Annotated in this window: 21 protein-coding genes and 1 tRNA gene; 14 read left to right on the top strand and 8 right to left on the bottom strand. The window is 66.1% G+C overall.

Features of this window, described 5'->3' with window-relative positions; translation table 11 throughout:
* Positions 1-91: 91 nt before the first annotated feature.
* From THSYN_RS28090 to THSYN_RS28075, 4 genes are all read right to left on the bottom strand, one after another.
* On the bottom strand, positions 92-1,891 hold the full coding sequence (locus tag THSYN_RS28090) for a sodium:solute symporter family protein (RefSeq protein WP_100922034.1): 1,800 nt from the start codon (positions 1,889-1,891) through the stop codon (positions 92-94).
* Between the two features lie 11 nt (positions 1,892-1,902).
* Positions 1,903-2,160, bottom strand: a complete 258-nt coding sequence (locus THSYN_RS28085) for a DUF4212 domain-containing protein (RefSeq protein WP_100922640.1) — start codon at positions 2,158-2,160, stop codon at positions 1,903-1,905.
* A 352-nt stretch (positions 2,161-2,512) separates the two neighbouring features.
* On the bottom strand, positions 2,513-4,240 hold the full coding sequence (locus THSYN_RS28080) for a cation acetate symporter (RefSeq protein ID WP_100922033.1): 1,728 nt from the start codon (positions 4,238-4,240) through the stop codon (positions 2,513-2,515).
* On the bottom strand, positions 4,237-4,545 hold the full coding sequence (locus tag THSYN_RS28075; RefSeq protein WP_100922032.1) for a DUF485 domain-containing protein: 309 nt from the start codon (positions 4,543-4,545) through the stop codon (positions 4,237-4,239). The genes THSYN_RS28080 and THSYN_RS28075 overlap by 4 nt, the downstream gene beginning before the upstream one ends.
* Positions 4,546-4,985: 440 nt before the next feature.
* Here THSYN_RS28075 and thrC point away from each other — a divergent pair, with 440 nt between their 5' ends.
* The 4 genes from thrC (at position 4,986) to THSYN_RS28055 (ending at position 8,175) form a co-directional block, all read left to right on the top strand.
* Positions 4,986-6,377: a threonine synthase gene (gene thrC / locus THSYN_RS28070; protein WP_100922031.1), complete on the top strand. Its 1,392-nt coding sequence runs from the start codon at positions 4,986-4,988 to the stop codon at positions 6,375-6,377.
* 291 nt (positions 6,378-6,668) lie between these two features.
* A complete protein-coding gene (gene ubiG, locus THSYN_RS28065) occupies positions 6,669-7,421 on the top strand; it encodes a bifunctional 2-polyprenyl-6-hydroxyphenol methylase/3-demethylubiquinol 3-O-methyltransferase UbiG (protein ID WP_100922030.1) in 753 nt (250 codons plus the stop codon).
* A 90-nt stretch (positions 7,422-7,511) separates the two neighbouring features.
* Entirely contained in the window at positions 7,512-7,712 is a 201-nt protein-coding gene (locus THSYN_RS28060) for a DUF2281 domain-containing protein (RefSeq protein ID WP_100922029.1), read from the top strand.
* A complete protein-coding gene (locus THSYN_RS28055; protein WP_157817989.1) occupies positions 7,699-8,175 on the top strand; it encodes a type II toxin-antitoxin system VapC family toxin in 477 nt (158 codons plus the stop codon). Before THSYN_RS28060 ends, THSYN_RS28055 begins: the two co-directional genes overlap by 14 nt.
* 453 nt (positions 8,176-8,628) lie before the next feature.
* Here THSYN_RS28055 and THSYN_RS28050 read toward each other — a convergent pair whose 3' ends face one another.
* From THSYN_RS28050 to THSYN_RS36350, 4 genes are all read right to left on the bottom strand, one after another.
* On the bottom strand, positions 8,629-12,294 hold the full coding sequence (locus THSYN_RS28050; protein ID WP_100922027.1) for a CHAT domain-containing protein: 3,666 nt from the start codon (positions 12,292-12,294) through the stop codon (positions 8,629-8,631).
* 76 nt (positions 12,295-12,370) lie between these two features.
* The gene (locus THSYN_RS28045) at positions 12,371-13,381 is read right to left on the bottom strand and encodes an IS1 family transposase (RefSeq protein ID WP_100917404.1); all 1,011 of its coding nucleotides are present in this window, start codon (positions 13,379-13,381) and stop codon (positions 12,371-12,373) included.
* A gap of 52 nt (positions 13,382-13,433) precedes the next feature.
* Positions 13,434-14,252, bottom strand: coding sequence for a toll/interleukin-1 receptor domain-containing protein (locus tag THSYN_RS28040; RefSeq protein ID WP_100922026.1), 819 nt, complete (start codon positions 14,250-14,252; stop codon positions 13,434-13,436).
* Positions 14,253-14,454: 202 nt separating this feature from the next.
* The gene (locus THSYN_RS36350; RefSeq protein WP_236848994.1) at positions 14,455-15,141 is read right to left on the bottom strand and encodes a Uma2 family endonuclease; all 687 of its coding nucleotides are present in this window, start codon (positions 15,139-15,141) and stop codon (positions 14,455-14,457) included.
* On the opposite strand from THSYN_RS36350, the gene recA reads away from it, so the two are divergent.
* The 10 genes from recA (at position 15,065) to THSYN_RS27985 (ending at position 24,723) form a co-directional block, all read left to right on the top strand.
* Complete coding sequence (recA, locus tag THSYN_RS28030; RefSeq protein WP_100922025.1) at positions 15,065-16,123, top strand: recombinase RecA; 1,059 nt, start codon at positions 15,065-15,067, stop codon at positions 16,121-16,123. The two genes, THSYN_RS36350 and recA, sit on opposite strands and share 77 nt — an antisense overlap.
* Positions 16,124-16,133: 10 nt before the next feature.
* Positions 16,134-16,589: a regulatory protein RecX gene (locus THSYN_RS28025; RefSeq protein WP_100922024.1), complete on the top strand. Its 456-nt coding sequence runs from the start codon at positions 16,134-16,136 to the stop codon at positions 16,587-16,589.
* 35 nt (positions 16,590-16,624) lie between these two features.
* On the top strand, positions 16,625-19,291 hold the full coding sequence (gene alaS / locus THSYN_RS28020) for an alanine--tRNA ligase (protein ID WP_100922023.1): 2,667 nt from the start codon (positions 16,625-16,627) through the stop codon (positions 19,289-19,291).
* Between the two features lie 173 nt (positions 19,292-19,464).
* Positions 19,465-19,704 (top strand): hypothetical protein, encoded by a 240-nt coding sequence (locus THSYN_RS28015; RefSeq protein ID WP_100922022.1) that lies wholly within the window; start codon positions 19,465-19,467, stop codon positions 19,702-19,704.
* A gap of 25 nt (positions 19,705-19,729) precedes the next feature.
* Positions 19,730-20,968 (top strand): aspartate kinase, encoded by a 1,239-nt coding sequence (locus THSYN_RS28010; protein WP_100922021.1) that lies wholly within the window; start codon positions 19,730-19,732, stop codon positions 20,966-20,968.
* A gap of 191 nt (positions 20,969-21,159) precedes the next feature.
* Positions 21,160-21,393, top strand: coding sequence for a carbon storage regulator CsrA (gene csrA / locus THSYN_RS28005; protein WP_100922020.1), 234 nt, complete (start codon positions 21,160-21,162; stop codon positions 21,391-21,393).
* Positions 21,394-21,561: 168 nt separating this feature from the next.
* Positions 21,562-21,652 (top strand) — tRNA-Ser (locus THSYN_RS28000).
* Between the two features lie 172 nt (positions 21,653-21,824).
* On the top strand, positions 21,825-22,520 hold the full coding sequence (pilV, locus tag THSYN_RS27995; protein WP_100922019.1) for a type IV pilus modification protein PilV: 696 nt from the start codon (positions 21,825-21,827) through the stop codon (positions 22,518-22,520).
* Between the two features lie 163 nt (positions 22,521-22,683).
* Entirely contained in the window at positions 22,684-23,922 is a 1,239-nt protein-coding gene (locus THSYN_RS27990; protein WP_100922018.1) for a PilW family protein, read from the top strand.
* Positions 23,923-24,150: 228 nt separating this feature from the next.
* Positions 24,151-24,723 carry a pilus assembly PilX family protein gene (locus THSYN_RS27985; protein ID WP_236848993.1) on the top strand — a complete coding sequence of 191 codons (573 nt, stop codon included), beginning with the start codon at positions 24,151-24,153 and terminating at the stop codon, positions 24,721-24,723.
* The last annotated feature ends 3 nt before the right edge of the window (positions 24,724-24,726 follow it).

Here is a 24,726-nt window from a genome sequence, read left to right as displayed (position 1 = left end):
CGAGAGAATCCGGGGCGCTACGATAACCTCGATTACGACAACGACAACGACAACGACAACGAAGGTGTTTGACTTGTTCTAGACTCGTTACTCAGGGTCTGGCGTCAACGCCCGCCTCAGCCCTCTTGGGTACACGGATGTCCTCCACAAGTTCCTGGATCGGCCCCGGCGGGGCGGCGGTGAGGCGCGATACCAGGTAGGCCACGGCGAAGTTGATCACGGCGCCCAAGGCGCCGATGGCCTCCGGGGCGATGCCCAAGACCCAGTTGTCCGGGTTGTCGGCTGCCATCGCGGTGCCCGGAAAGTAGAACCAGCCCTTGAACCAGACGATGTAGCCGGCGGTGAACAGCAGTCCGGACAACATGCCGAGGATGGCCCCGGGACCATTGGCGCGTTTGTCGAAGATCCCCAGCATCAGCGTCGGGAAGAGGGTGGCGGCGGCCACCCCGAAGGCCAGTGCCACCACCTCCGCGGCGGCGCCGGGGGGATCGAGCGCCAGGTAGGCAGCAAAGAGCGCCGCGGGCACCATGGCGATGCGCCCGGCCAGCAGTTCCCGCGATTCCGACAGCCCGGGCAGCAGCAGGCCCTTGAGCAGATCGTGCGAGATGGCCGAGGCGATGGTGAGCAGCAGTGCCGCGGCGGTGGCCAGCGCGGCGGCCAGGGCGCCCGCGACCACCAGGGCGATTATCCACGCGGGCAGGTGGGCGAGCTCCGGGTTGGCCAGCGTCAGGATGTCGTGGTCGATGCGGGTCAGTTCGTTGCCCTTCCAGCCGTAGCCCGCGGCGGTCGCGGCAAAGCGCTGGTTCTGGTCGTTGTAATACTGGAGCCGTCCATCCCCGTTCTTATCCTCCCAGGCGAGCAGCCCGGTCTTGGACCACCGGTTCATCCAGTCCGGCAACCTGTCGATCGCCACATTGGCCGTCGCCACCCCGACCGGTCCGGTCTGGATGCTCTCGATGAGGTTGAGTCGGACCATGGCCCCGACCGCCGGGGCGGTGGTGTAGAGGATGGCGATGAAGATCAGGGTCCAGCCGACCGAGGAGCGGGCCTGCGCCACCCGGCGGACGCTGAAAAAGCGCACGATGATATGGGGCAGCCCGGCGGTGCCGATCATGAGCGTCGCCGCCAGCAGGAACAGATTGAGCGTCCCGTCCTTCTGCGCCGTATAGGCGCTGAAGCCCAGGTCCGTCATGACCTGGTCCAGTTTATCCAGCAGCGCGACCCCGCTCGCCGCGCCATCGCGCAGATACTCGCCGCCCAAGGCGAGCTGGGGGACGGGGCTGTCGGTCAGCTGCAGTGAGATAAAGATCGCCGGGATGGTGTAGGCGAGGATCAGCACGACATATTGGACGATCTGGGTATAGGTGATCCCCTTCATGCCGCCCACGACGGCGTAGACCAGGACGATGCCCATGCCGGCGGCGACCCCCACCGTGAAGTCCACCTCCAGGAAGCGGGAGAAGGCGATGCCGACGCCGCGCATCTGGCCGATGACAAAGGTCACCGAGATGATGAGCAGGCACAGCACTGCGACCAGGCGGGCCAAGCCGGAGAAATAGCGGTCGCCGATGAATTCAGGAACCGTGTATTTGCCGAAGCGGCGCAGATAGGGTGCCACCAGCAGCGCGAGCAGGACATAGCCGCCGGTCCATCCCATCAGGTAGACGGAGGCGTCATAGCCGTTCTGGGCCAGCAGCCCGGCCACGGAGATGAAGGAGGCGGCGGACATCCAGATCGCGGCGGTCGCCATGCCGTTGGCGATCGGGCCGACGTGCCGGTCGGCCACATAAAAATCGGCGGTCGTGCGCGCCCGCGCCCGGAAGGCGATGGCGATATAGAGGGCGCAACTGCCCCCGACGATGGCCCAGAGCCAGAATTGCAGCGACAGCATGGCCGTCTCCTTTAGTCCTCGCGGACACCGAACTTACGATCGAGCCGATTCATCGCCCAGGCATAGACGAAGATCAGCAGCACGAAGCAATAGATCGCCCCCTGCTGGGCGAACCAGAAGCCCAGCTTGAAGCCGCCGAGCCGGATGCCGTTGAGCGGCTCCACCAACAGGATGCCGAAACCGAAGGAGACCAGGAACCAGACCGCCAGCAGTACGGCCAACAGGTTCAGGTTCGCCCGCCAGTAGGCGGTACGCTGCTCGGGTGTCATGGTATCTCGCTCCATTCTCGTGTTAGCTCGCCTGCTTTGCGGTTTCAATTATCCCAGAAAAAGCAGTTTAGCCGCAAATGAACGCAAATGAACGCAAATTGACGTAAATATTCAGAGACTTGGCCTTTACTGCATGTTCACCGTCCGGGTAACGCCCGCGACGATGCTAACCAGCGGATTTATTTGCGCTTATTTGCGTTCATTTGCGGCCAAATACTCTTTCTTGGGATTCCAGCCGGACCGTCCACAAATGCCGAAGCCCGAGGTCGCGGGGCGACCTCGGGCCTCGGCGGCAGCCTCCTGCGCGGTGAGGCACCGGGACCTCCCTGTCCCGGCGGCGCAGTCCTTGCGATCAGTGGCCGGCCGCGCCCTCGGCGCCGATCCCGGTCTCGCACCGGACCCGCTGGGCCGCGAAGGCGGCCCGATCGATCTTGGCCCGATCGGAGCGGTCGGTGATGGAGAACAGCCAGATGCAGATGAAGGCCACCGGGATCGAGATGATCGCCGGGTTGTCCAGCCCGATCAGCCCCACCGGCACCATCTTGCCGGTGGCATCCGCGACCGTGTGACCGAGCGTCTCGCCCCACACCGCCTTGGTCATCACGGTCATGGTCACCGCGGTGATCAGCCCGACAAAGCCGCCGATGAAGGCACCGCGCGTCGTCATCCCCTTCCAGAAGATGGAGGCCGCCAGCACCGGGAAATTGGCGCTGGCCGCAATGGCGAAGGCGAGACCGACCATGAAGGCGACGTTCTGTTGCTCGAACGCGATCCCCAGCCCGATGGCCACCAGACCCAGGGCGAAGGTCGCATAGCGGCCCACCTTCAGTTCGGTGGTCTCGTTCACCCGACCGCGGGCGATCGCGCTGGCGTAGAGGTCATGGGAGATCGCCGAGGCGCCGGCCAGCGTCAGACCGGATACCACCGCGAGGATGGTGGCAAAGGCCACGGCCGAGATGAAGCCCAGGAACAGGTTCCCGCCGACCGCTTCCGCAAGCTTGATGGCGACCATATTGGTCCCGCCGAGCAAACCGCCGGGCGTCTTGACGACCCCGTCGACCAGGGCGCCGTCCTTGAAGAACTCAGGATGCTGGGCCAGCAGGGTGATGGCGGAGAATCCGATGATGAAGGTCAGGATGTAGAAATAGCCGATGAAGCCGGTGGCGAAGAAGACCGACTTGCGCGCCTCCTTGGCGTTGGGCACGGTGAAGAAGCGCATCAGGATGTGGGGCAGGCCCGCGGTACCGAACATCAGTGCCAGACCCAGCGAGATGGCGTTGATCGGGTCCTTGATCAGGGTGCCGGGACCCATGATGGCCAGGCCCTTGGCGCTGTGCGTGGTGGCCTGCCGGAACATCTCCTCAGGGGAGAACCCGAAGTGATACAGGGCGGCCAGGGCCATGAAGGTGGCGCCGGAGAGCAGCAGGCCGGCCTTGATGATCTGCACCCAGGTGGTCGCGGTCATGCCGCCGAAGATGACATAGACCATCATCAGGACCCCGACGATCACCACCGCCATCCAATACTCCAGGCCGAACAGGAGCTGGATCAGCTTGCCGGCACCGACCATCTGGGCGATGAGATAGAAGGCGACGACGACCAGGGAGGAAACCGCCGCCATGGTCCGGATGGGCACCTGACTGAAGCGGTAGGAGGCCACGTCGGCGAAGGTGAACTTGCCCAGGTTGCGCAACTGCTCGGCGATCAGGAACATGATCACGGGCCAGCCGACCAGCCAGCCGATGGAGTAGATCAGGCCGTCATAGCCGGACGCGAACACCAGGCCGGAGATACCGAGGAAGGAGGCCGCGGACATGTAGTCGCCGGCGATCGCCAGACCGTTCTGGAAACCGGTAATGCCGCCGCCCGCGGTGTAGAAATCGCTGGCGGTGCGGGTGCGCAGGGAGGCCCAGTAGGTGATGCCGAGCGTTGCCCCGACGAAGATCACGAACATGACCACCGCGGTGATATTGAGCGGCTGCTTCGTCACGCCGCCGGTCAGGGCGTCGGCCGAGACAATGGCGAAGGGCACCAGCAGCGCGGCGAGGATGAGCCAGGGGGAGAAGGCGAAACGCTTCATTGCAGGTCCTCCCGGATCGCCTTGGTCAGGTCGTCGAACTCACCGTTGGCACGGTAGACGTAGATCCCGGTGAGGGCGAAGGCGGAGATGATGACCGCCAGGCCCACCGGGATGCCGACGGTGGTGATCGCGCCCTCATAGAGCGGCTGTGCCAGCCACTCCTTCTTGAAGGCGACGATCAGGATGAAGCCATAATAGAAAAGCATCATCAGAAAGGTCAGGGTCCAGCCGAAGCGTTTGCGCTTCGACACGAGTTCCGCATAGAGCGGATGCCGGGTTATGGCGTCGACCGACTCGATTGTCATGGGCGTACCTTATGGTGGGGGAAAAAAGTTGATTACCTGCTCAGTGTCCCGCCCGGGCGATGCCTCCTCGTCCCGTGGGCAGCATATCAGGGCCCGCGCGCGGCCGGACCCGCTCGCAGCCGGGCCTCCCCCGCGACGGGCGCGGGTGCGAAGAAACCGACGTCGCGAACCGGGCGAATCCGCTCGGGGCCGCAGACGGCGGCAAGCCGGGCCGATTGTGTTGCCCTACCGCAAGGCGTGTCAACGCTCCCGGCGAACTTTTTCGATTTTGAGGATTGAGTAAGCCCACGGGCCGATGGACGGACACCCCGGGTTGCCTGCCCCCGCGCCGCGCGCGGCCGGGTTTTGCCAAGCCCGCGGGTCCCCCTTACACTGCCGCATTGGCCGGACCGCTCAGAGCGATCAGTGTACACCGGTGCTTCCCTTGGGGATCGACAGACATGCAATATGTAAGCACGCGCGGCCGCGTCGCCCCGGTCGGCTTCGCGCAGGCGGTGATGATGGGGCTCGCCACCGACGGCGGTCTCCTGGTGCCGGCCCTGATCCCGCGGGTGGCGCCGGAGCGGCTGCGCGCCTGGTCCGGGCTGCGCTTCCAGGACCTGGCCCTGGAGGTGCTCGACCTCTACGTGGATGGTGAAATCCCGCGCGCGGACCTGTGCGCCCTGATCGAGCGCTCCTACGCCTCCTTCACCCACCCGCAGGTAACGCCGCTCATCGAGACCGGCGGGCTGCGCGTCCTGGAACTCTTCCACGGACCCACGGCCGCCTTCAAGGACGTCGCCCTGCAACTGCTGGGGAACCTGTTCGAGTACCTGCTCGCGCGCGACGGCGGTCACCTCAATATCGTCGGCGCCACCTCCGGTGACACCGGCTCGGCGGCCATCTACGGGGTCCGCGGCAAGGCGCGCATCCATGTCTTCATCCTCCACCCCAAGGGCCGGGTCTCGCCGATCCAGGAGCGGCAGATGACCACGGTGCTGGACGCCAATGTCCACAACATCGCCATCCGCGGCACCTTCGACGACGGCCAGCGCATCGTCAAGGACCTGTTCAACGACCTGGCCTTCAAGTCCGAGTTCCACCTGGGCGCCGTGAACTCCATCAACTGGGCGCGCATCCTGGCCCAGATGGTCTACTACTTCTACGCCTGGGGCCGGGTCAGCGGCGGCGACCCCGAGCGCCGCGTGAGCTTCTCGGTACCCACCGGCAACTTCGGCGATGTCTGCGCCGGCTTCATCGCCCGCCGCATGGGCCTGCCGATCGAACGGCTCATCATCGCGACCAACCGCAACGCGATCCTCAGCCGCTTTGTCCACAGCGGCGTCTATGAGGCCGGCCCGGTCTACCAAACCCTGAGTCCGGCCATGGACATCCAGCTTGCCTCCAACTTCGAGCGCTATCTGTACTTTTTGCACGACGGCGACACCGCGGCCGTCTGCCGACTCCTGGAAGACCTGCAACGCGACGGTCGCCTGGCGGTCGACGGGGCGCGGCTCGCCCAGGTCCAGGCCGATTTCCATGCCGCCGCCGTGTCCGATGCCGACACCCTGGAGCAGATCCGCACGACCTTCGACGCCGGCGGCTATATCCTTTGCCCCCACACTGCCACCGGGGTGTGGGCCGCGCGGGACCAGGGGGACGCCATCTGCCTGGCCACCGCCCATCCGGCGAAGTTCAACGAGGCGGTCCGCGCGGCGATCGGCCGGGAGGCCCCGGCGCCGCCGTCCCTGCAAGGTCTGCTGGAGCGGGCGGCGCGGTGCACCGAGTTGGACGCCACGACCGCGGCGGTCAAGGACCTGGTGCGGTCGACCCTGCGGGAAGATCCGCGCTAGCACCACCTGACGCAATTGCCCGGACCATTGGCGTAGGGTGCGCCGTGCGCACCCTACGGTCGCGATCCGGTCAACCCAAGAAGAGTATTTGGCCGCAAATGAGCGCAAATAAATCTGCTGGTTAGCATCGTCGCAGGCGGCACCCGGACGGTGAACATGCAGTAAAGGCCAAGTCTTTGGATTATTTGCGTCAATTTGCGTTCATTTGCGGCTGGACTCCTCTTCCCGGGTTGATATACCCGTCGTCAGACCGAACTGATGGGCAGGTCGAAACACTCGGGAGCGCCGACGATGAACCGCGAACACCTGACCGGGACCGGCATCGATCCGGCCGAAGTCGCCTATTTCGAGCGCCTCGCCCACCGTTGGTGGGACACCGCGGGGCCCTTCTGGCCCCTGCATCGCCTCAACGCTTTTCGCCTGGAGTATCTGCGCGAGCGGGCGGGCGCGGCGCTGGGGCGCGACCCCCGGGCGGACTTGCCGTTCGCCGGCCTGGCGGTGCTCGACATCGGCTGCGGCGGCGGCCTCCTGAGCGAAGCGGTCGCGCGCCTGGGCGCCACCCTGGTGGGGATCGACGTGACCGAGAAAAATCTCCGGGTGGCCCGTCTGCACGCGCAGGGGAGCGGACTGGCGATCGACTACCGCCTGGCCGAGGCGGGGCAACTGGCCGCGGCGGGCGAGCAGTTCGACCTGGTGCTGAACATGGAGGTGGTGGAGCATGTGGAGGAGCGCCCGCTGTTCCTGGCCCAGTGCGCGCGCCTGGTGCGCCCGGGCGGGGTCATGGTGGTGTCCACCATCAACCGCACCTGGGCGGCGGGGCTGATGGCGATCCTCGGGGCCGAGTACCTGCTGCGCTGGCTGCCGCGGGGCACCCATCACTACCGCAAACTGGTGCGGCCCGCGGAGGTCACCGCCGGCTTGGGTGCGGAGTTTCGCTGCCTGCATCGCACCGGGGTGCGGGTCAATCCGTTCAACCGTCATTTCTCCTTTACCCCTTGGATGGGGGTGAATTACATGCTGGTCATGCAGCGCGAGCCGGTCTGAAACCGCTCTGTCCGCAATACCTAATCCTGTCGCTTGCCGTTCCGCGCTTTCATGGCACACGACAGTTACGGCTAAAATGGGGTTAAGACGATGACCATTGACGAGCAACTACTGGAAACCCTGCACCAGCTCCCGCCTGATCTGCAGGCGGAGGTGGTGGATTTCGCTGCCTTCCTGCGGTATCGAGCACCGCATCGGAGTCACCCTGAGGCCATCCAGCCAGAGCCGCTTCCCGTGCTGTCCGGTCGCGTTCCGCCCGGCTGGAAGGATGCCATCCATGAACCCTGCTGAGCGGGTTTTTCTGGATGCCGGGTTGTTCATCGGCGCCCTGCTTGCGGGCGATCCGCGGCACGTCGAGGCACGCGGCATCGTCGAGGCGGCCCGTCAGGGTCGGCTGGCCGCGTGTACGTCCGTAGGGGTGCTGGCTGAGGTCTATGCCGCCCTGACTTGGGTTGGTGCCCTTCCCCCACAGAGGCCGGTGGATGCCGCGGCGGCGGTGCGGGCTCTCGCGGCGGTGCCGTCCGGTATCTTGACTCTGGAAACCGGACTCCCGGCCGGCCTGAGGATGCTTGAACTGGCCGCGCGGCACGGGCTCACCGCCCGCCGAATCCACGACGCACGTCATGCCGCAACTGCATTGGTCTGCGGTGTGTACCGGGTCTTCACCTACGATAGCGAGGACTGGCAGGTCTTTTCGCCCGACGGTATCGTCATCGCCGGTCCCCCCTCGGTGTTGCAGGTGCCGACGCATTAAGGCAAAAACCGGTGGGATGGGGCAGAGCCCGAAACCCGCGAAGCTGGAGCTTCCCGGGCCTGGGTTACCAAGCCGTAGGGTCCGCTGTGCGGACCAGCGACCTCGCGGTTGGCACGGTGGCCGGGATGATGACCAAGGCCTCGCACAGCGAGCACGAAACCAAGATATTTAGACAGGATTAACAAGATTTACAAGATGTTATTTGTTTTCAATCTTGTAAATTCTGTTAATCCTGTCAAAAAATTTCGGGACCGGCTCAGGGTCGCGGCCGGAACCATGATCAAGGCCTCGTCGCGTATCCGAGCGACCCGGTAGCGTAGCGGACGGGCAGGTGTCAGTCGCCCTGCAGGGCGACCGGCGCGGCGCACTGGCTGGAGTCCAAGGCTTCAGCCTTGGCGCCCCTCCAAGGCTGAAGCCTTGGACTCCAGGCGCGGTCCAGGCGCGTGGGCGGGCTCAGGGGGCCGCCAGGGTCTCGATCAGGAGCAGGACCTCGGCGGACTCGGTGTGGTCCAGGTCCGGGGAGTCGGCGAGGGCGGGGTCGCGGCTGCCGGCGGCGATGGCCGTAAGCGTAGCGAGGAAGGGGCGCAGGCGGTCCGGGCAGTCGGGGTCGGCGGCAAGCTCACGGAGCAGTGTCTGGGCGGCGGCCGGGTCGCGGGCGCTCAAGGGTTCGGTCAGGGCCAGCGCGATCCGGCCGGACGGGTTGTGGTTCTCGCCGCCGTCGCGGCGGTAGGCGAGGTAGGCGGCCTTGGCCTCGCCCCTGGCCGCAGCGGCGGCCTCGGGGTCGGCGGCGGTCTCGATATCGGCGAGGATGGACCAGGCCGTCCAGGGCTCGGCGGCGTGGCCGTATGGCGCATAGCACTCGATCGTGCGCTGGACCTCCAGACCCGCCTCGTCGAGGCGTCCGATTCGGCGCAGCGCTTCTCCGAGATTGCTCCTAGCACGGCCTTCGCCGACCGCAGCGCCGATCGTGAAATACAGGTCCGCCGCCTGCAGGTAGAAGGCCACTGACTCCTCGGGGCGGTTCCAGTGGTCGCAATACAGGTTGCCCAGTTGGACCAGCGTGTCCGCTTGCCCGACGACATCACTGAGCCGAACCCTGATCGTCAGGGACTGACGGTAGGCATCTTCCGCCGGTTCCGGGTTGCCTGACTGCTGATACGCAATTCCAGTCCGATGCCAGAAGGCGGCGACGGTTCCGGGCTCGTCCAACCGGGTGAATCGCTCGCGCGCCTCGGCATAGGCGTCCAGCGCCTCCCCATAGCGGCGCTGTTGCAGACGTAAGGTGCCGAATTGGCCCTTGCCGACGGCGATGCCGCGGTGGTCATTCTGGTGCTCCGCGTCGCTGATCCGCTCTTCAAGGGCGGCCTCCGCTTCATCTAGCCGACCCAGCGAGAGAAGGCAATCGCCCGTCTCCCCGAGGCAGACGGACGCCATCCGCGCTGCCCCCGCGGCGCCCTGCCCCCGCATGATTGCTTTGAAACCCTGCCTGGCTTCATCAAGCAGCGGCACAGCCGACCCGGCGTCGCCAGCGGTCTTGCGGACTCGGGCCAACAGGAAACAGGCGATTGCCAGATCGTAATCGGCATCCGGATAGGCTGCCCCACCCGCCGACCGGGCGCGCTGGAGTAGGGCCTGCGCCCTGGTGAGCGACTCGCGCAGGCGCCCGGCTGCGAGTTGCTGCTCGATGCGGGTGTGCTCGACCTGGAATCCGGCATGGTCCCAAGCCGCGCCCGCGCCCTCCGCGAGCGCCCATGCCGCGGCCTCGCGCACCTGCCCAACGCGCGCGAGCAGACGCGGCCTGCCGAGCAACTGCAATAGACTCCAAAGCTTCGTGGTCAGGTCGATGGTCGATTCGGCACCCCCGCTGTATTGCTCCAGGTCCAGCAGCGCAAAGAGATTCGGTAGTCCCAGTACCGTCAGGGTCGCGGCCATTTCGGTCTGCCGATCCCGCTCCTGTTCCAGCAAACCGACATACTGGCTCATGGAATCACGCCAGTGGGTGCTCAGGGCCGCAAGCTCTGTCGGGTCCAATCGTCCGCGCAGATAGGGGCATAGTGCAGGATTCAGCGTCAGATGGTTGTAGGGATCCTGGGTCGCGAGCCCGGTGTCGATCAGTTCCGCAGCCAGTGCAACACATTCGGACTGCTCCCAGCCCGTCATCACGTGCAGCACGCCGAGTTGCACCTCGCTATGAAAAACCCCGAGCACCCCCACCCGCTCCCGGTTGGCGGGCGAGAGTCGGCGCAGCGACAGCTCGACCCCGGCATAGACCGACCGCTCCCGGTCGCCGGGGAAGCGCCGCTCCATGTCCGCCATCAGGGCGACCAGGTCCGCGCGGGTGCGCGCCACGCCCAGGTCGCGCAGCGCCGGGGCGAGCAGGGCCAGGGTGCGGGCGTGGCCGTGGACGGACTCCACCAGCGATTCGATTTCCTCGCGGGTGGCGAGGGCTTCAGTGTCCGCGCCGTCCAGGTTCAGCACCCGCTCCACCAGGCGTACCGCGTCCGGCGGGTCCAACTGTGCCAGTTCGCGCCGGTTGGCCGTGCGGTCGAAGGGGGCCGGCAGGGGCTCGCGGCTGGTGAAGAGGAGCCGGGTCTGGCCGCTGGCGAGCAGTCGCTCGCACAGGGCCAGGACCTCGGTGAGTGTTTGCTCTGCCTCCTCGGTCAGCGCGGCCGGGGTCTGGGCGGCCAGGTAGGGCGGGAGCAGGAGGCTCTCCAGGTTGTCGATGATGAGGAGCGTCGGGCGTTCGGTCAGGGCGCGCTCGACTGGGAGCATCGCGGCCTCACTCGCCGCACTGGGGTGCGGCGCTCCCAGGGGCGCGCCGTAGGCCGCGACCGAGTAGGCGGGGCCGACCAGTTGGCGGCCCAGGGCATCCAGCACGGCGGCGGCCTGGGCGTGGGTCTCGACCGACACGAAGGCGACGCGGTCGATCTGTTGGGAGCGCACCAGCCAGCGGCCGAGTTCGCAAGCGAGCGCCGTCTTGCCCTCGCCGCCCTGGCCGCGGATCAGCGCCCAGCGGTGCTCCGGCGGGACCTTGGCCTGGGCCGGCTGCAACAGCCGCTCCAGTGCCAGCAGGTCCCGGCTGCGACCGATGAAACCAGTCTCCGGCGGCGCGGGGACGGCACCGAGGCGCGCTTTGAGCGCGGTCTTGAGGTCGGCGACGGTCCGCGCGGCCGGGACCTGGGTGAAGAGTTGGGGGTCGTCGCGCTCCTGGTAGAGGACGGGGACGAACCAGTCCTGGAGGCGCAGTTCACCGGCGCCGAAGCAGTGGCCGCGGAAGCTGTCCTCGTGCAGTGCCCGCTGGGCGGCCAGGGTCGCCTCTCCCACGCGCCGGCCGGCGGCCAGCGGTCCGTAGAAGGCGGCGACGAAGCGGCGGGCGGTCTCCACCAGCACCGAGTGGCTCATGGCGATGACGGCGGCGACCCCGACCTTGAGCAGTTCGGTGGCGACCGACTCCGACGCCTGCTCGGCCTGGGCACTCTGGCAGGCCTCGAGGAACACCAGCGGGATGCGGTGGTCGCGCAGCAGCGGCCCGAGCTGGTCGGTGTAGACGGTGAGGTGCCGACGCCGCTCCAAAGACCCAAGGTCGCGCGGGTCCTCGAAACAGAGCCCGCCCAGGCCAGCCCTGTGGTCATAGACGCCGTGACCGTCGAAGTGGACCACATGGAAAGGGGCGCGCGCATCCTGCGCGCGAGTCAACGCCTCGCTTAGGGCCGAAAGGGTCGGCGGGCTGAGAATAGTCAGCTCGACCAGGCTGCCCAGTTCCTCGATCGCCGCCACCAGCGCGAGTGCGCTGACCCGGTGGTCGATATAGCCGCAGGCCTGGTCCTCCGGCCGCGGGCTGACCAGCAGGATGCGGATCGGGGGCGCGAGCAGCGGCAGGTCCAGCACCCGGGTGTTGGGCAGTCGGCGGCGCACCCGGGTGGGGTGGCGGCCCTGGAACAGGTAGCCCTGGCCGTCGTGAAGCAGTTCCCAGGGCAGGGCGAGGAGCGCGGTGGCGGCCTCGCGGGCGGTCTGGCGGTCGGCGTCCGGGGTGTCGGCCTCCAGCGTCGCCTCCGGGTCGACATAGACGGAGAAGCGGCGGCTGGCCTGGCCGTCGATGCGCGCCCAGGCTTGCAGCACATTGGCCGTGTGTTCCTTGGGCAGGGGGCACTGGTTCAGTTTGGTTCTTCCTTATCCTTATGTTTTTGTAGTATTTTTATAACCTGGGCTGTCGAACTCTAAGGACCTCATCCCACGAGAGTCCCTGCTGGAGAATCCCCAGAGCCACCGCAGGAACCTGTTTTGTCGTGAAGTGGCTGCGAATAAAGTTATGGACAATCCACAACATATCCAATGTTCTTTGCAAACCAGAAATGCTCTTCGCGTACGTATTCGTTCGGCGGCGATAAGCAGAATTCTTTCGCCGAAATGAAGCGTTCGATGCTTCCAAATGATTAGCATGAATATCGGCTGGCGTCACATCTTGATCGGTTTCTGGATGCTCCGGATGAGGGGTTTCGTATTTGGGACGCGAGTGCCCCGTTCTATCAGTTCCTTTCCCTTTATTCTTAAGGCGCACCTTCACACCGCGACGAAGCACTTTCGGTGGGCGGCCGCGTTTTCCGGTTCGCAATACTTCGTGGCAAATTTCAAACAGGAGATTGCCATACCGACGTTCCCCGTCGGTGACTAGAGTGACATCGCCAGTACGCAGGATGACATCTCTAAGTATTTGTATGGCATATGAAAATAGGCTGCGATCCTTTTTCCCGCACTGAAGCGCCCAGATAAATCGACTTGCCCTTTCCATCAGTACGATCGTCCAGCCTTCACAATCCTCCGGGGGGACATTCCTATTCACTTTCGTATAAAGCTCATCACCTTCGATCAGTTGCTCAATAAAGGTGTGCGTCAGGGCATATATGACCAGCACATCCTTGCAATCGGCCAGGCGACGCTCCCATAGGAGCAACGTATTCTTCGCAATCGCGAAGGCCCGGCAGGCGGCGTTCAAGCCGATCCCCTCAGTGCGCGTTTTGAGCACTTGAATGATGAAGCTGGTCGGTTTCCTGAGCCCCTCGATAAGGGTGGCTTTGGTCTCGGAAAAGAGCCTATTGCAACTTTGACATCGCCACAGCAAACGCGTACCGTTATGACCGGTTTGATACGTCTTGTGATGCCGACAATTCTGTGAATTGCAATGAGGGCATGTCCATTGTCCGTTCAAGAAGTTCTCACTTATTCAAAAAGTGACGGAAACCCGCGCCGAACTAGATATATTACATATATTTCAATGTCTTGTAAACAGGAATTAAACTGAACCAGTGCCGTTCCTTGGGCAGGGCGGCCTGATAGAGGTCCTGGCCCCAACGGGTCAGGCTCGCCTCGATCCGGCGGGCGCGGGCCTGGAACTGGGTGCCGGGCCAGACGGCGTAGTCCTCCAGGTACCAGCGGATGTCGTCGGCCTCGATCGGTCCGAGCGGCGCGATGAGGCGCCAACTGTGCTCGCTTGCGACCTCGCGTTGGTTGGCGGCGGCCGGCTCGTGGACCAGACGGGCGCGGGCGCTGGGGCGGCGGATGCCCTCCGGGGTCTCGTGGAAGCGCAGATCGGTCAGTTCGAGGACCAGGTCTTCGATGGGCTCGGCGGTGGGCTGGGCCTGGGGCGGCACGTCCTCCGGCAGGCGTTTGCCGAGCGCGACCAGGATGGCGTGCAGGGCGGCGTCGAGACCGCCGGGGGCGCTGCTGATGGGGACGTAGGCGGGTTGCTCGCCGAAGAAGTCCTCCAGGACGCCGAGTTGGGTACCGTCGAGCGACAGGGGGATGACCGGGTACCGCTCCCGGCCGCGCTGCCCTTGGATGGTCAAGGCGTGGCGCAGTTCCTTGCCAACCCACCGCGACAGCAAGGCGTTCGGGCTGACCAGCACCGCATAGGCCGCCGCTGCCTCGATCGCCTGGCTGACCACCGGCCACAGCAGGTCGCCGCCGCGAAGTTCGCGCGAGTCGATCCAGACCTCCTGGCCCAGGTCGGCGAGGGCCTGCCGGAGTGATCGCACCACCGCGTCGTCCGCGGTGGCGTGGGAGAGGAAGACCTGGGTCATGGCGGCGCTGGCTCCTTGGGTGCATCCGGGACTCTCGCTCGGCGGCAAGCTAACACAGTGCGGGCGGGGAGAGAACGCCTTCGGCGCCCCGTCCGGCTGAAGCCTCGACCTCCGGTTCGGGCGTCATCGGCCAGTGCGCAGCGTCGCGGGTGCAGTCACCCGTCGCGGCTAAAGCCGCTCCCACGGGATCAGTGCGTTGCGCTCAGGGGGCGAAACGCAGCGCTTCGCGATAGCCGCGGATCGCCTCAAACGTCGTCGGCCGGTCGAGAAAGCTCATGAGCAGCTCGAGATCCAGACCGGGGAGCACCTCGCTCGTGGTGAGCGGCACATACCGCTCGCCGCGCAGGCCGTAGGGTTGGATGCGGCCGCGGCGCCAGTACCAGACCTCGGCGACGCCGAGCTTGCGGTAGATGGCGAGCTTGTCGATGCGCCCGGACGTCCAGACGACCTCGATCGCCAAGTGCGGGCGCTCAGCGTCCGGGCTGCCGAAGATGTAGCCCTCGTCCGGTTCGGCGCCGCGAGACTTGGGCTTGGGTGGACATGGTGCTGGTCCTGCGGTGCCTCGGGAGGGTTGGGCTGGGTCTGATTCTAAGCTGTTGATCGTGGACTTGGCTATCTGCCTGAGCACGCGGTCGGCGGTCCGCGCAGCGGACCCTGCGACATCAGCACCGCGGCCCGATTCGACCCGCCGCGGCGCAACCGGTGTCCGGCGCCGATCGCCTGTGCGATAATCTTGCGTTATCGCAACCCGGGAACCCCAATGCCGCACGCCCGACCGGGCGCGCGCCCCGGACCGGACCCATGGAGACCCGATGGACGAAAACCGCAAGAAGGCCCTCGCCGCCGCCCTGACCCAGATCGAAAAGCAGTTCGGTAAGGGGTCGGTCATGCGCATGGGCGATGTCAGCGCCGCGCGCAACATCGAGGTGATCTCCACCGGCTCGCTGGGGCTCGATCTTGCGCTCGGCATCGGCGGCCTGCCCAAGGGCCGGGTGGTCGAGATCTACGGCCCCGAGTCGTCCGGCAAGACGACCCTGACCCTGCATGTGATCGCGGAGACCCAGAAGTTCGGCGGGGTCGCGGCCTTCGTGGACGCGGAACACGCGCTCGATCCGGGCTATGCGCAGAAGCTCGGCGTCAACATGAACGACCTGCTGGTCTCCCAGCCCGATACCGGCGAGCAGGCGCTGGAGATCACCGACATGCTGGTGCGCTCCAACGCCGTGGACATCGTGGTGGTGGACTCGGTGGCGGCCCTGACCCCCAAGGCGGAGATCGAGGGCGAGATGGGCGACTCCCACATGGGGCTGCAGGCGCGCCTCATGTCGCAGGCCCTGCGCAAGCTCACCGGCAACATCAAGCGCTCCAATTGTCTCGTCATCTTCATCAATCAGATCCGCATGAAGATCGGCGTCATGTTCGGCTCGCCGGAGACCACCACCGGCGGCAACGCGCTGAAATTCTATGCCTCGGTGCGCCTGGACATCCGCCGCACCGGCAGCATCAAGAAGGGTGAGGAGGTCATCGGCAGCGAGACCAAGGTCAAGGTGGTGAAGAACAAGGTCGCCCCGCCCTTCAAGCAGGCGGAGTTCGACATCCTCTATGGCGAGGGGATCTCGCGGGAGGGCGAGATCGTCGACTTAGGCGTCGCCGCCGGCATCATCGACAAGTCCGGGGCCTGGTACAGCTACGGCGGCAACCGGGTCGGGCAGGGGAAGGACAACGCGCGGGTCTATCTCAAGGAGAACCCGGAACTGGCGAAGGCCATTGAGGCGCGTATCCGCGAGAAACTGCTCCCGCAAGCGGCGGATGAGGCTCCGGCCCCGGACCTGGCCGAGCCCGCCGGGCCGGCCCCGGACCTCGACGCCTGAGCCTCTAAGGATGGCCGACCCCGACCCCGCCGCCGCGATCGAGCGCCTCGCGTTGCGGCTGCTGGCCACCCGCGAGCACTCCCGGCTGGAGCTGGTGCGCAAGCTCCAGATGCGCGGCTACCCAGCGGATCAGATCGACCCGGTGCTGTCCGGGCTGGCCGCGCAGGGCGCGATCGACGAGGCGCGGCTGGCCGAAAGCTATGTCGCGGAACGGGTGGGCAAGGGCTTCGGCCCCCTGCGCATCCACGCGGAGCTGCGTGACAAGGGCCTTTCGGACACGGCCATCGACCCCTACCTTGAGGCGATGAACGAAGAATGGCCGGCGCTGCTGGCCGCCGTCCACGATCGGCGCTTCGGCCCGACCCCGCCGACCGATCATACCGAGATCGGCCGCCGCGGCCGCTTCCTGCAACAGCGCGGCTTTCCGCCCGAAATGATCCACCGCCAGTTGCGGCGGCACGATTGACCGCCGCCGATCCGCGGCCCATCCGAGTATTTCCCATGATCACCAGTGCCGAACTGCGAGCAGGCTTTATCGACTATTTCGCGCAACGCGGGCATCAGCCGGTCGCCTCCAGCTCCCTGATCCCCGCCGATGACCCGACGCTCCTGTTCACCAATGCCGGCATGGTCCAATTCAAGGACTGCTTCCTGGGCCGCGAGCGCCGCGCCTACAATCGTGCCGTCACCTCCCAGCGCTGCGTGCGCGCGGGCGGCAAGCACAATGACCTGGAAAACGTGGGCTACACCGCGCGGCACCACACCTTCTTCGAGATGCTGGGCAATTTCAGCTTCGGCGACTATTTCAAGCGCGAGGCGATCGGCTACGCCTGGGACTACCTGACCCGGGTGCTGGGCCTGCCGCCCGCGCGCCTGTGGGTCACGGTCTTCACCGAGGACGACGAGGCCGCCGCCATCTGGCTCGACGAGATCGGGGTGGACCCGGCCCGCTTTTCGCGCTGCGGCGCCGCGGACAACTTCTGGTCCATGGGCGAGACCGGCCCCTGCGGCCCCTGCTCCGAGATCTTCTATGACCACGGCGCCGCCGTCCCCGGCGGCCCGCCCGGCTCACCGGACGCCGACGGGGATCGCTATGTGGAGATCTGGAACCTGGTCTTCATGCAGTTCAACCGGGCCGCGGACGGCGGCCTGACCCCCCTGCCGCGCCCCTCGGTGGACACCGGCATGGGCCTGGAGCGCCTGGCGGCCGTCATACAGGGCGTGCACAGCAACTATGACATCGACCTCTTCATCAACCTGATCGACGCCGCCGCTACGGTAACCGGCTGCACCGACCGGGCCGACAAATCGCTGCGGGTCATCGCCGACCACAGCCGCTCCACCGCCTTCCTGATCACCGACGGTGTGACCCCCGGCAACGAGGGGCGCGGCTATGTGCTGCGCCGCATCATGCGCCGCGCCATCCGTCACGGCTATCGGCTCGGCTGCACCGAACCCTTCTTCTACCGCCTGATCGCCCCCCTGGTCACCGAGATGGGGGCCGCCTATCCGGAGCTGGCCGCGGCCCAGGCCCAGATCGAGCGGGTCGTCCGCCTGGAGGAGGAGCGCTTCGCCGAGACCCTGACCAACGGCATGGTCATCCTGGAGGGCGCCATCGCCGGGCTGACCGATGCCGAAATCCCCGGTGAGACCGTCTTCAAGCTCTATGACACCTATGGGTTCCCCACCGACCTCACCGCGGACATCGCCCGCGAGCGCGGCCTGACGCTGGACCTTCCCGGTTTCGAGCGCGCCATGGCCGAGCAGAAGGGCCGCGCCCGCGCCGCCAGCCAGTTCGGCGTCGGTCAGGACCTGGCGATCGATTTTCAGGGTCAGGCTGAGTTCTGCGGCTATGACTACCTCGAGGAGAACGCCACCGTGGTCGCCCTCTACCGGGACGGCCAGTCGTGCGACGCCCTGGACCAGGACCAGGACGGGCTCGTCATCCTTGACCTCACGCCTTTCTACGCGGAGTCCGGCGGCCAGTTGGGCGACCGCGGCACCCTGAGCACCGAGGGGGGTCAGTTCGCCGTGACCGACACCCAAAAGAAGGGCGAGGGAGTCATCTGCCACCTGGGGCGGGTCCTGCACGGGCAGCTTCGCGTCGGCGACAGCGTGGCGGCGGCGGTCGACGGCGAGCGGCGCACGGCCACGGCGCTCAACCACTCCGCTACCCACCTCCTGCACGCCGCGCTGCGTCAGGTCCTGGGCGGGCATGTCCAGCAGAAGGGCTCCCAGGTCGGGCCTGAGCGTCTGCGCTTCGACTATTCGCACTTCGAGCCGGTCTCACGCGAGCAGTTGATCACGATCGAGCAGTTGGTGAACCGGGAGATCCGCGAAAACCATCTCGTCGAGACCCGCATCATGAGCCTGGAGGACGCCAAGACCAGCGGTGCCATGGCGCTCTTCGGTGAGAAATATGCCGAGCAGGTGCGGGTCCTGCGCATGGGTGACTTCTCCACCGAGCTGTGCGGCGGCACCCATGTGAAGGCGGTCGGTGACATCGGATTCTGCAAGATCGTCGCCGAGGGCGGCATCGCCTCCGGGGTGCGACGCATCGAGGCCATGACCGGGGCCGGGGCCTTGGCCTGGGTCGAGGCCGACGAGGACCGGGTACTGCGCCTGGCCGGGCTGCTCAAGGGCGGGCGCGACGACCTGGACGAGCGGGTCACGGGTCTTTTGGAGCGCAGCCGGTCGCTGGAAAAGGAACTCGATCAGCTCAAGTCGCGCCTGGCCAGTTCCGCCGGCCGGGACCTGGCATCCCAGGCCCTGGACGTGGGGGGGGTCAAGGTCCTGGCCGCGCGCATCGACGGCGTCGACCCCAAGGCCCTGCGCGACACCCTGGACCAGCTCAAGGACAGTCTCGGCTCCGCGGTGGTCCTCCTGGCCGCCGTGGTGGACGGCAAGGTGAGCCTGGCGGCTGGCGTCACCCGCGACCTCACCGACCGTCTGGCGGCGGGCGACCTGATCCGTGCGGCCGCGCCGTTAGTTGGCGGCAAGGGCGGCGGCCGGGCGGACATGGCCCAGGCGGGCGGTAATGACCCGGCGGGCCTGCCCGCCGCCTTGGCGCTGGTGCAGGGGTGGGTTGGCGAGCGGCTCCACACAGAGCCAGAACTCCCGATCCCGGGCGGCCGTCGCCTCCCCGGTGTAGACGGCGAGGGACCATAGCCTCAAGGAGGCGACGAGGGACCATAGGCTAAAGGAGGCGAACTTGTCGGATTGTGAAATTGCCAAAAACGGTGGGCGCAATGCGGGACTGTATGGGCGGTTCAAGGACAGCCGGATACCCGAGATTGAAAAGTCAATCCGCTCTTATGAGCGGCGGATTGCGGAGAGAACCCATGGCAAGTCTTGAAGATTACCGCTTTGTCGTATTGCATTCCGTCGAACGGGCACGCCGTAATGCCGAGTCCCTCACCGGTGGCGACGCCTACAATCAGGGGCGCCGGATGGCGTACTTCGAGATCTTGGAGCGGATTCTGGAAAGTGCCGAAACGGTGGGCCTGACCGCCGCCGACGTAGGCATGGAAGGATTCGATCCGGGACAGTTGATCGGCCTCCAGAGCGCCCGCGCGGCCTAGCCCCCACACCGGAATCGAGACCCAGATGGCATTGATCGTACAGAAATACGGCGGCACCTCCGTCGGCAGCAGCGAGCGCATCCGCGCCGTCGCGCAGCGTGTCAAACGCGCCCGCGACCAGGGCCATCAGGTCGTCGTGGTCGTTTCCGCCATGTCCGGGGAGACCGACCGGCTGATCGGGCTCGCCAAACAGATCCAGGAGCGCCCAGTCCCGCGGGAGTTGGACGTGCTGCTGTCCACCGGCGAGCAGGTCACCATCGCCCTGCTCGCCATGGCCCTGGACGCCCTCGACTGCCCGGCCCGCTCCTACACCGGGGCCCAGGTCCACATCCTGACCGACAGTGCCTACAACAAGGCGCGTATCCACGACATCGACGCCGTGCGGGTGCGGGCGGACCTTGATGCCGGGCGGGTGGTGGTCATCGCCGGCTTCCAGGGCATCGACGCCGCGGGCAATATCACCACGCTGGGGCGCGGCGGCTCGGACACCTCCGCCGTCGCCGTCGCCGCCGCCCTCAAGGCCGACGAGTGCCAGATCTACACCGACGTGGACGGGGTCTATACCACCGACCCACGGGTCGAGCCCAAGGCGCGCAAGCTCGACCGCATTACCTTTGAGGAAATGCTGGAAATGGCGAGCCTGGGCTCCAAGGTGCTGCAGATCCGCGCCGTGGAATTCGCGGGCAAATATAAGGTCCCATTGCGCGTGCTCTCCAGTTTCGACGAGGGCGCGGGCACCCTGATCACATTCGAGGAAGATACCGTGGAAGACGCCAAGATCGCCGGCATCGCGTTCAGCCGCGACGAGGCCAAGCTGACCGTACTCGGGGTGCCGGACCAGCCTGGGGTGGCCCACAAGATCCTGGGGCCGATCGCCGCGGCGAATATCGAGGTCGACATGATCGTCCAGAATATCGCCCCGGACGAGACCACCACCGATTTCACCTTCACGGTCCACCGAAACGATTATGAACGCGCCCTGGAGATCCTCCAGGGCACGGCCGCCACCCTGGCGGCGCGCCAGGTCCTGGGGGACGCGCAGATCGTGAAGATATCCCTGGTAGGCGTGGGGATGCGCAACCATGCCGGGATTGCCAGCCAGATGTTCGGTGCCCTCGCCCGCGAGGGGATCAACATCCGCATGATCTCCACCTCGGAGATCAAGATCTCGGTCGTGGTCGATCAAAAATACCTGGAGCTCGGGGTGCGCGCCCTGCACGACGCCTTCGGACTCGCGCGCCCACCGCAGGCCGCCCGGTCTTGAGAATTGTGACGGAATCTAAACGAATGCTTGGGCTCAACCCGAGCAATTGCTAAAATCCGGCTGGGGGCAGGTCGCCCCCAGCTTGGTCTGGGTGTGGTGCAACTCGCGTAATCCGGCGCCGGATGCTGCATGGGTTACGTCCGGGGGAGCCACGTAAGTCGGAAAAATGGAAAGAAAGGGAGAAAGAAGCCATGTTGATCTTGACTCGTCGCGTGGGCGAGACCCTCATGATTGGTGACGAAGTCACCGTTACAGTCCTTGGCGTCAAGGGCAACCAGGTGCGTATCGGCGTCAACGCCCCGCGCGATGTCGCCGTGCACCGCGAGGAAATCTACGAGCGCATCAAGCGCGAGCAGGCAGAGGCCCATGGGGCCGGGGCCGGTCCCGAGACTGACACCCAGGCTCAGGACCCTGAGCCGGAGTAACTGGAAAGTCAGTCGTGATCGCGCTACACTACCGGACTCGTGGCGACGCGAGTCCGGTTTTGTGGCAAGCCCCTTTTCTTAGGACGCGGCACGCAAGCAAACACCGCGTAACGCTCCCGATCATGCACCGGCGCAGGGACGCCGATCCTCACACGATTTACCGATCCCGGAGAGATGGCCGAGCGGCTGAAGGCGCTCCCCTGCTAAGGGAGTATGGGTCAAAAGCCCATCGAGGGTTCGAATCCCTCTCTCTCCGCCAAATTCCTGCCAGTCACCACTTGGTTCGCGACTTAACTGTTTCAGGCGGCGCGCACTGCCAGGTTCGCCTGTCTGCCGTTCGGCGACGCTGGTCGGCATTCGCCGTCGAGTTGGTAATCCGTGGCCTAGACTGTCACTGGGACACTCTGTCAAGCGGTTTCCCGCTCAGATGGATGATCAACATGTCGATTGTTCCGGCGAATTTGGGTTGCGGCACCCCCGTGGCGGCGTTCGGCGCGACGGTTACCGGCGCCTCGACCCGCTGCTGTGCGCGGCAACGCCGATTCCCCGCGCCGCGGCGCCTGCTTGATGCCTCGCGTGACTCATGTTGTCTGGCCGCCCGCCACGCGCCGCGTCGCCCGAGCACAGGCAACGGGCCGCGGGGCCGCTGGCGCTCCCCCGTGCGCGGCTTCTCGCTCGTCGAGATTCTGGTCGCCGTCATCGTGCTTGCCGTGGGTCTGCTCGGTATGGCCGGTCTGCAGATGTCCGTATTGAGGGCCAATGACAGTGCCCGGCTCCGCACCGTCGCCACGCACGCCGCATACGACTTGGTGGATCGGCTGCGTGCGGACCCGTCCCGGGTCCTCGGCAAGGGGGGGCTGGCCACGGCCCTGATCGGGACGACCTGCGCAAGCACGCCCACCCTGCGCTGGCAACGCGATTTTTGCGCCTTCGCTCTACCGCCGCCGCTGACCCCCGGCGTTACCAATGCGCTGGAAGTCGACTGCAATAACACAAGCACCACCAGCGGGTGCGGCAGCGGCAATTGCGAAATCGTGATCCGCTGGGACGACTCGAGGGGCGACCCGAAAAATCTGACGCCGCACAATACCGCCTTTAGGTTCTGTACCCGCCTGCCCGCGTTTTAGTCGGCCGACGATCATCTCCAACTGCCCTGGATGCCCCCAACCCGTAAACCCGCCGTTGATCGGACCCACTCAAACCTCGCCACCGCAGGTAATGCATGTGCCAAGACCAGCCCACCCCGAGCCTCGTGATCGCGGGTTCGTCAATGTCTCGCGTGGATTGTCTTTGGTCGAGATCCTGGTGGCCTTGGTCCTGGGGCTGTTGCTGATCGGGGGCATCATCCAGGTGCTTGACTCCAACCGCACCACTTACCGCCTCGCGGAGGCCAAGGCGCGGGCCCAGGAAAGCGGACGTTACGCCATCCAACTTCTGGCTAAAGAGATGCGTCCCAGCCGCAGTAGTCTCTGCCGTAACGTCGCGCACGAGGAAATGGACAATACAATGGCCGTGCACGCCTGTGCGCTCCTGGCGGACCCCACCGCGTGCAGCGGGAACAAGACGATCGGCACCCGGACACCGCTCGGCTACAGCGCCTCCGCGGCAACCGCGGCCGGCCTTGCGGGCCTTCCGTCAACCGCCCGGGCTGACGTGGGGGGCGGCCGACTGCGCGGTGACGTGCTCGTGGCCTGGGGCGCGGTCGGCGAATTCTATTACGCCCAGGCCAACACCCTTACATCGGGGAATCCGCCCGCACCGGACCTGACCCACGCGATTGATCTCATCGCCGACACCAGCACCGCGGGGCTCAAGGCACTCAAAAGCGCCGGCTTCACGGGCGGGCACCTGGCCATCATCACCGATTGCGAAAACAGCGACGTCTTTACCATTTCAAACACCGATGGCACAACCGGCACTGCAAGCCTCGAGCACGCACTGAGCCGGGGAAGTACGAAGGCCAATATGAGCGCCGCGGTATCCACATCCTACAATTATATCAAGGACCGGGCGCAGTATCCCGGCGCCCGGGTCGCGGCGTTCGACCTGCGGGTCTTCTACATCTGCTGCATGGACCAGGATACCGGTTTACTCCAATCCGGCAGCGGCGTTGCCAATTGCACCGACACACCCACGCAATACCGACCGGCCCTGTGCCGCTGGTCGGCGACGAGTCCCGCGGTGGCCGTCATCGCCTCTGACATCGCCGACCTGCGTGTCACTTACGACGGGCGGCTGGCCCCGGACGCCGTCGGCAATCCAGTCCGTTTCAGTGATTCCGCCACGCTGCAGACGGCCGCGGAGGTGACGTCACAAAACCGGTGGGATCGCGTCTACAGCGCGCGGGTTGAACTCCTGGTGACCGGCGGCGATGAGGTGCGCAGGAGCGCCGTGTTGCCGGCACCGGCCGCCGCCGCCGCAACCGCAACCGATCTCGGCTGGAACATGGTGGCCGACAAACGACTCTACGAGACGTTCAGCAGCGCCATCGCCATCCGGGCGCTCACCCCTTGGTATCGTGATCAATAAGGGACTGCCGTGATGACAGGTAGCAATCAGCCCGCCACCCCCTCCCGCCCCCGCCGCGCGTCGATTTGCTGCCCGCCCCCAGGCTCGGTAGCCGCGCCGAAGGCCGGCGCATTCGCGATCCGGCGCCGCTCCCCATGCCACATTCCCGCCCCGGGGTCTGAACCATGGTGTCAGCTCAGCTCATCGCCGGCCGGGGCGCCGGCGTCGGCCCGCGGCGCGGTATTGATCGTGAGCCTGATTGTGCTGCTGATCATGGTCATACTCGGCGTCAGCGGCATGCGGACCTCGGTACTGCAGGAGCTCATGGCGGGCCACTCCAAGGAAACGAACAGCGCCTTCCAGGCGGCCGAGGCGGGCACGCAGACCGCGCTCACCCATCTGGCAGCACTGCGAGTCCCCCCGCGGATCAAGGAACGGGGGGCCTCGGTCGCCTGGACCGGCACCTCGTTCTTGATTTGGGCCGCCTGCGAGGGACAGGACTTCGCGAAGCCCGCAACGGCCAGCTTCGACCCCTGCGCGACCCTGAACACCGTGGTCGCAGGCTGGGGCAGCTACGTGAGCGGGGGCGCCGCCACGCTTGCCGGCCAAGCGATCAACGCGGTGAGCGGATCGCCCTTGACTGGTATCGGCACGACCACTCAGCCCCATTTCATCATCGAATCGCGGTATGTCCCGCCGCTGGAACCCGAGAAGGCCTCGGCGCGCAAGGGGTTTCACTATTTCACGGTCTCCGCGGTCGGTTTCGACCCCGGCACCAACTCCCGCGCGATCTTGCAGACCACCATTACCAAACTCTTCTGATAA

This window comes from Candidatus Thiodictyon syntrophicum (assembly GCF_002813775.1).
GTDB classification, from domain to species: domain Bacteria; phylum Pseudomonadota; class Gammaproteobacteria; order Chromatiales; family Chromatiaceae; genus Thiodictyon; species Thiodictyon syntrophicum.
The sequence above is the reverse complement of the archived record's forward strand: the minus strand, read 5'-3'. Positions and strand labels throughout refer to the sequence as shown.

Coding starts and splice junctions, on each gene's coding strand:
- THSYN_RS28090 (WP_100922034.1), bottom strand. CDS start 1,891: ATGCTGTCGCTGCAATTCTGGCTCTGGGCCATCGTCGGGGGCAGTTGC.
- THSYN_RS28085 (WP_100922640.1), bottom strand. CDS start 2,160: ATGACACCCGAGCAGCGTACCGCCTACTGGCGGGCGAACCTGAACCTG.
- THSYN_RS28080 (WP_100922033.1), bottom strand. CDS start 4,240: ATGAAGCGTTTCGCCTTCTCCCCCTGGCTCATCCTCGCCGCGCTGCTG.
- THSYN_RS28075 (WP_100922032.1), bottom strand. CDS start 4,545: ATGACAATCGAGTCGGTCGACGCCATAACCCGGCATCCGCTCTATGCG.
- thrC (WP_100922031.1), top strand. CDS start 4,986: ATGCAATATGTAAGCACGCGCGGCCGCGTCGCCCCGGTCGGCTTCGCG.
- ubiG (WP_100922030.1), top strand. CDS start 6,669: ATGAACCGCGAACACCTGACCGGGACCGGCATCGATCCGGCCGAAGTC.
- THSYN_RS28060 (WP_100922029.1), top strand. CDS start 7,512: ATGACCATTGACGAGCAACTACTGGAAACCCTGCACCAGCTCCCGCCT.
- THSYN_RS28055 (WP_157817989.1), top strand. CDS start 7,699: ATGAACCCTGCTGAGCGGGTTTTTCTGGATGCCGGGTTGTTCATCGGC.
- THSYN_RS28040 (WP_100922026.1), bottom strand. CDS start 14,252: ATGACCCAGGTCTTCCTCTCCCACGCCACCGCGGACGACGCGGTGGTG.
- recA (WP_100922025.1), top strand. CDS start 15,065: ATGGACGAAAACCGCAAGAAGGCCCTCGCCGCCGCCCTGACCCAGATC.
- THSYN_RS36350 (WP_236848994.1), bottom strand. CDS start 15,141: ATGACCGACCCCTTACCGAACTGCTTTTCGATCTGGGTCAGGGCGGCG.
- THSYN_RS28025 (WP_100922024.1), top strand. CDS start 16,134: ATGGCCGACCCCGACCCCGCCGCCGCGATCGAGCGCCTCGCGTTGCGG.
- alaS (WP_100922023.1), top strand. CDS start 16,625: ATGATCACCAGTGCCGAACTGCGAGCAGGCTTTATCGACTATTTCGCG.
- THSYN_RS28015 (WP_100922022.1), top strand. CDS start 19,465: ATGGCAAGTCTTGAAGATTACCGCTTTGTCGTATTGCATTCCGTCGAA.
- THSYN_RS28010 (WP_100922021.1), top strand. CDS start 19,730: ATGGCATTGATCGTACAGAAATACGGCGGCACCTCCGTCGGCAGCAGC.
- csrA (WP_100922020.1), top strand. CDS start 21,160: ATGTTGATCTTGACTCGTCGCGTGGGCGAGACCCTCATGATTGGTGAC.
- pilV (WP_100922019.1), top strand. CDS start 21,825: ATGATCAACATGTCGATTGTTCCGGCGAATTTGGGTTGCGGCACCCCC.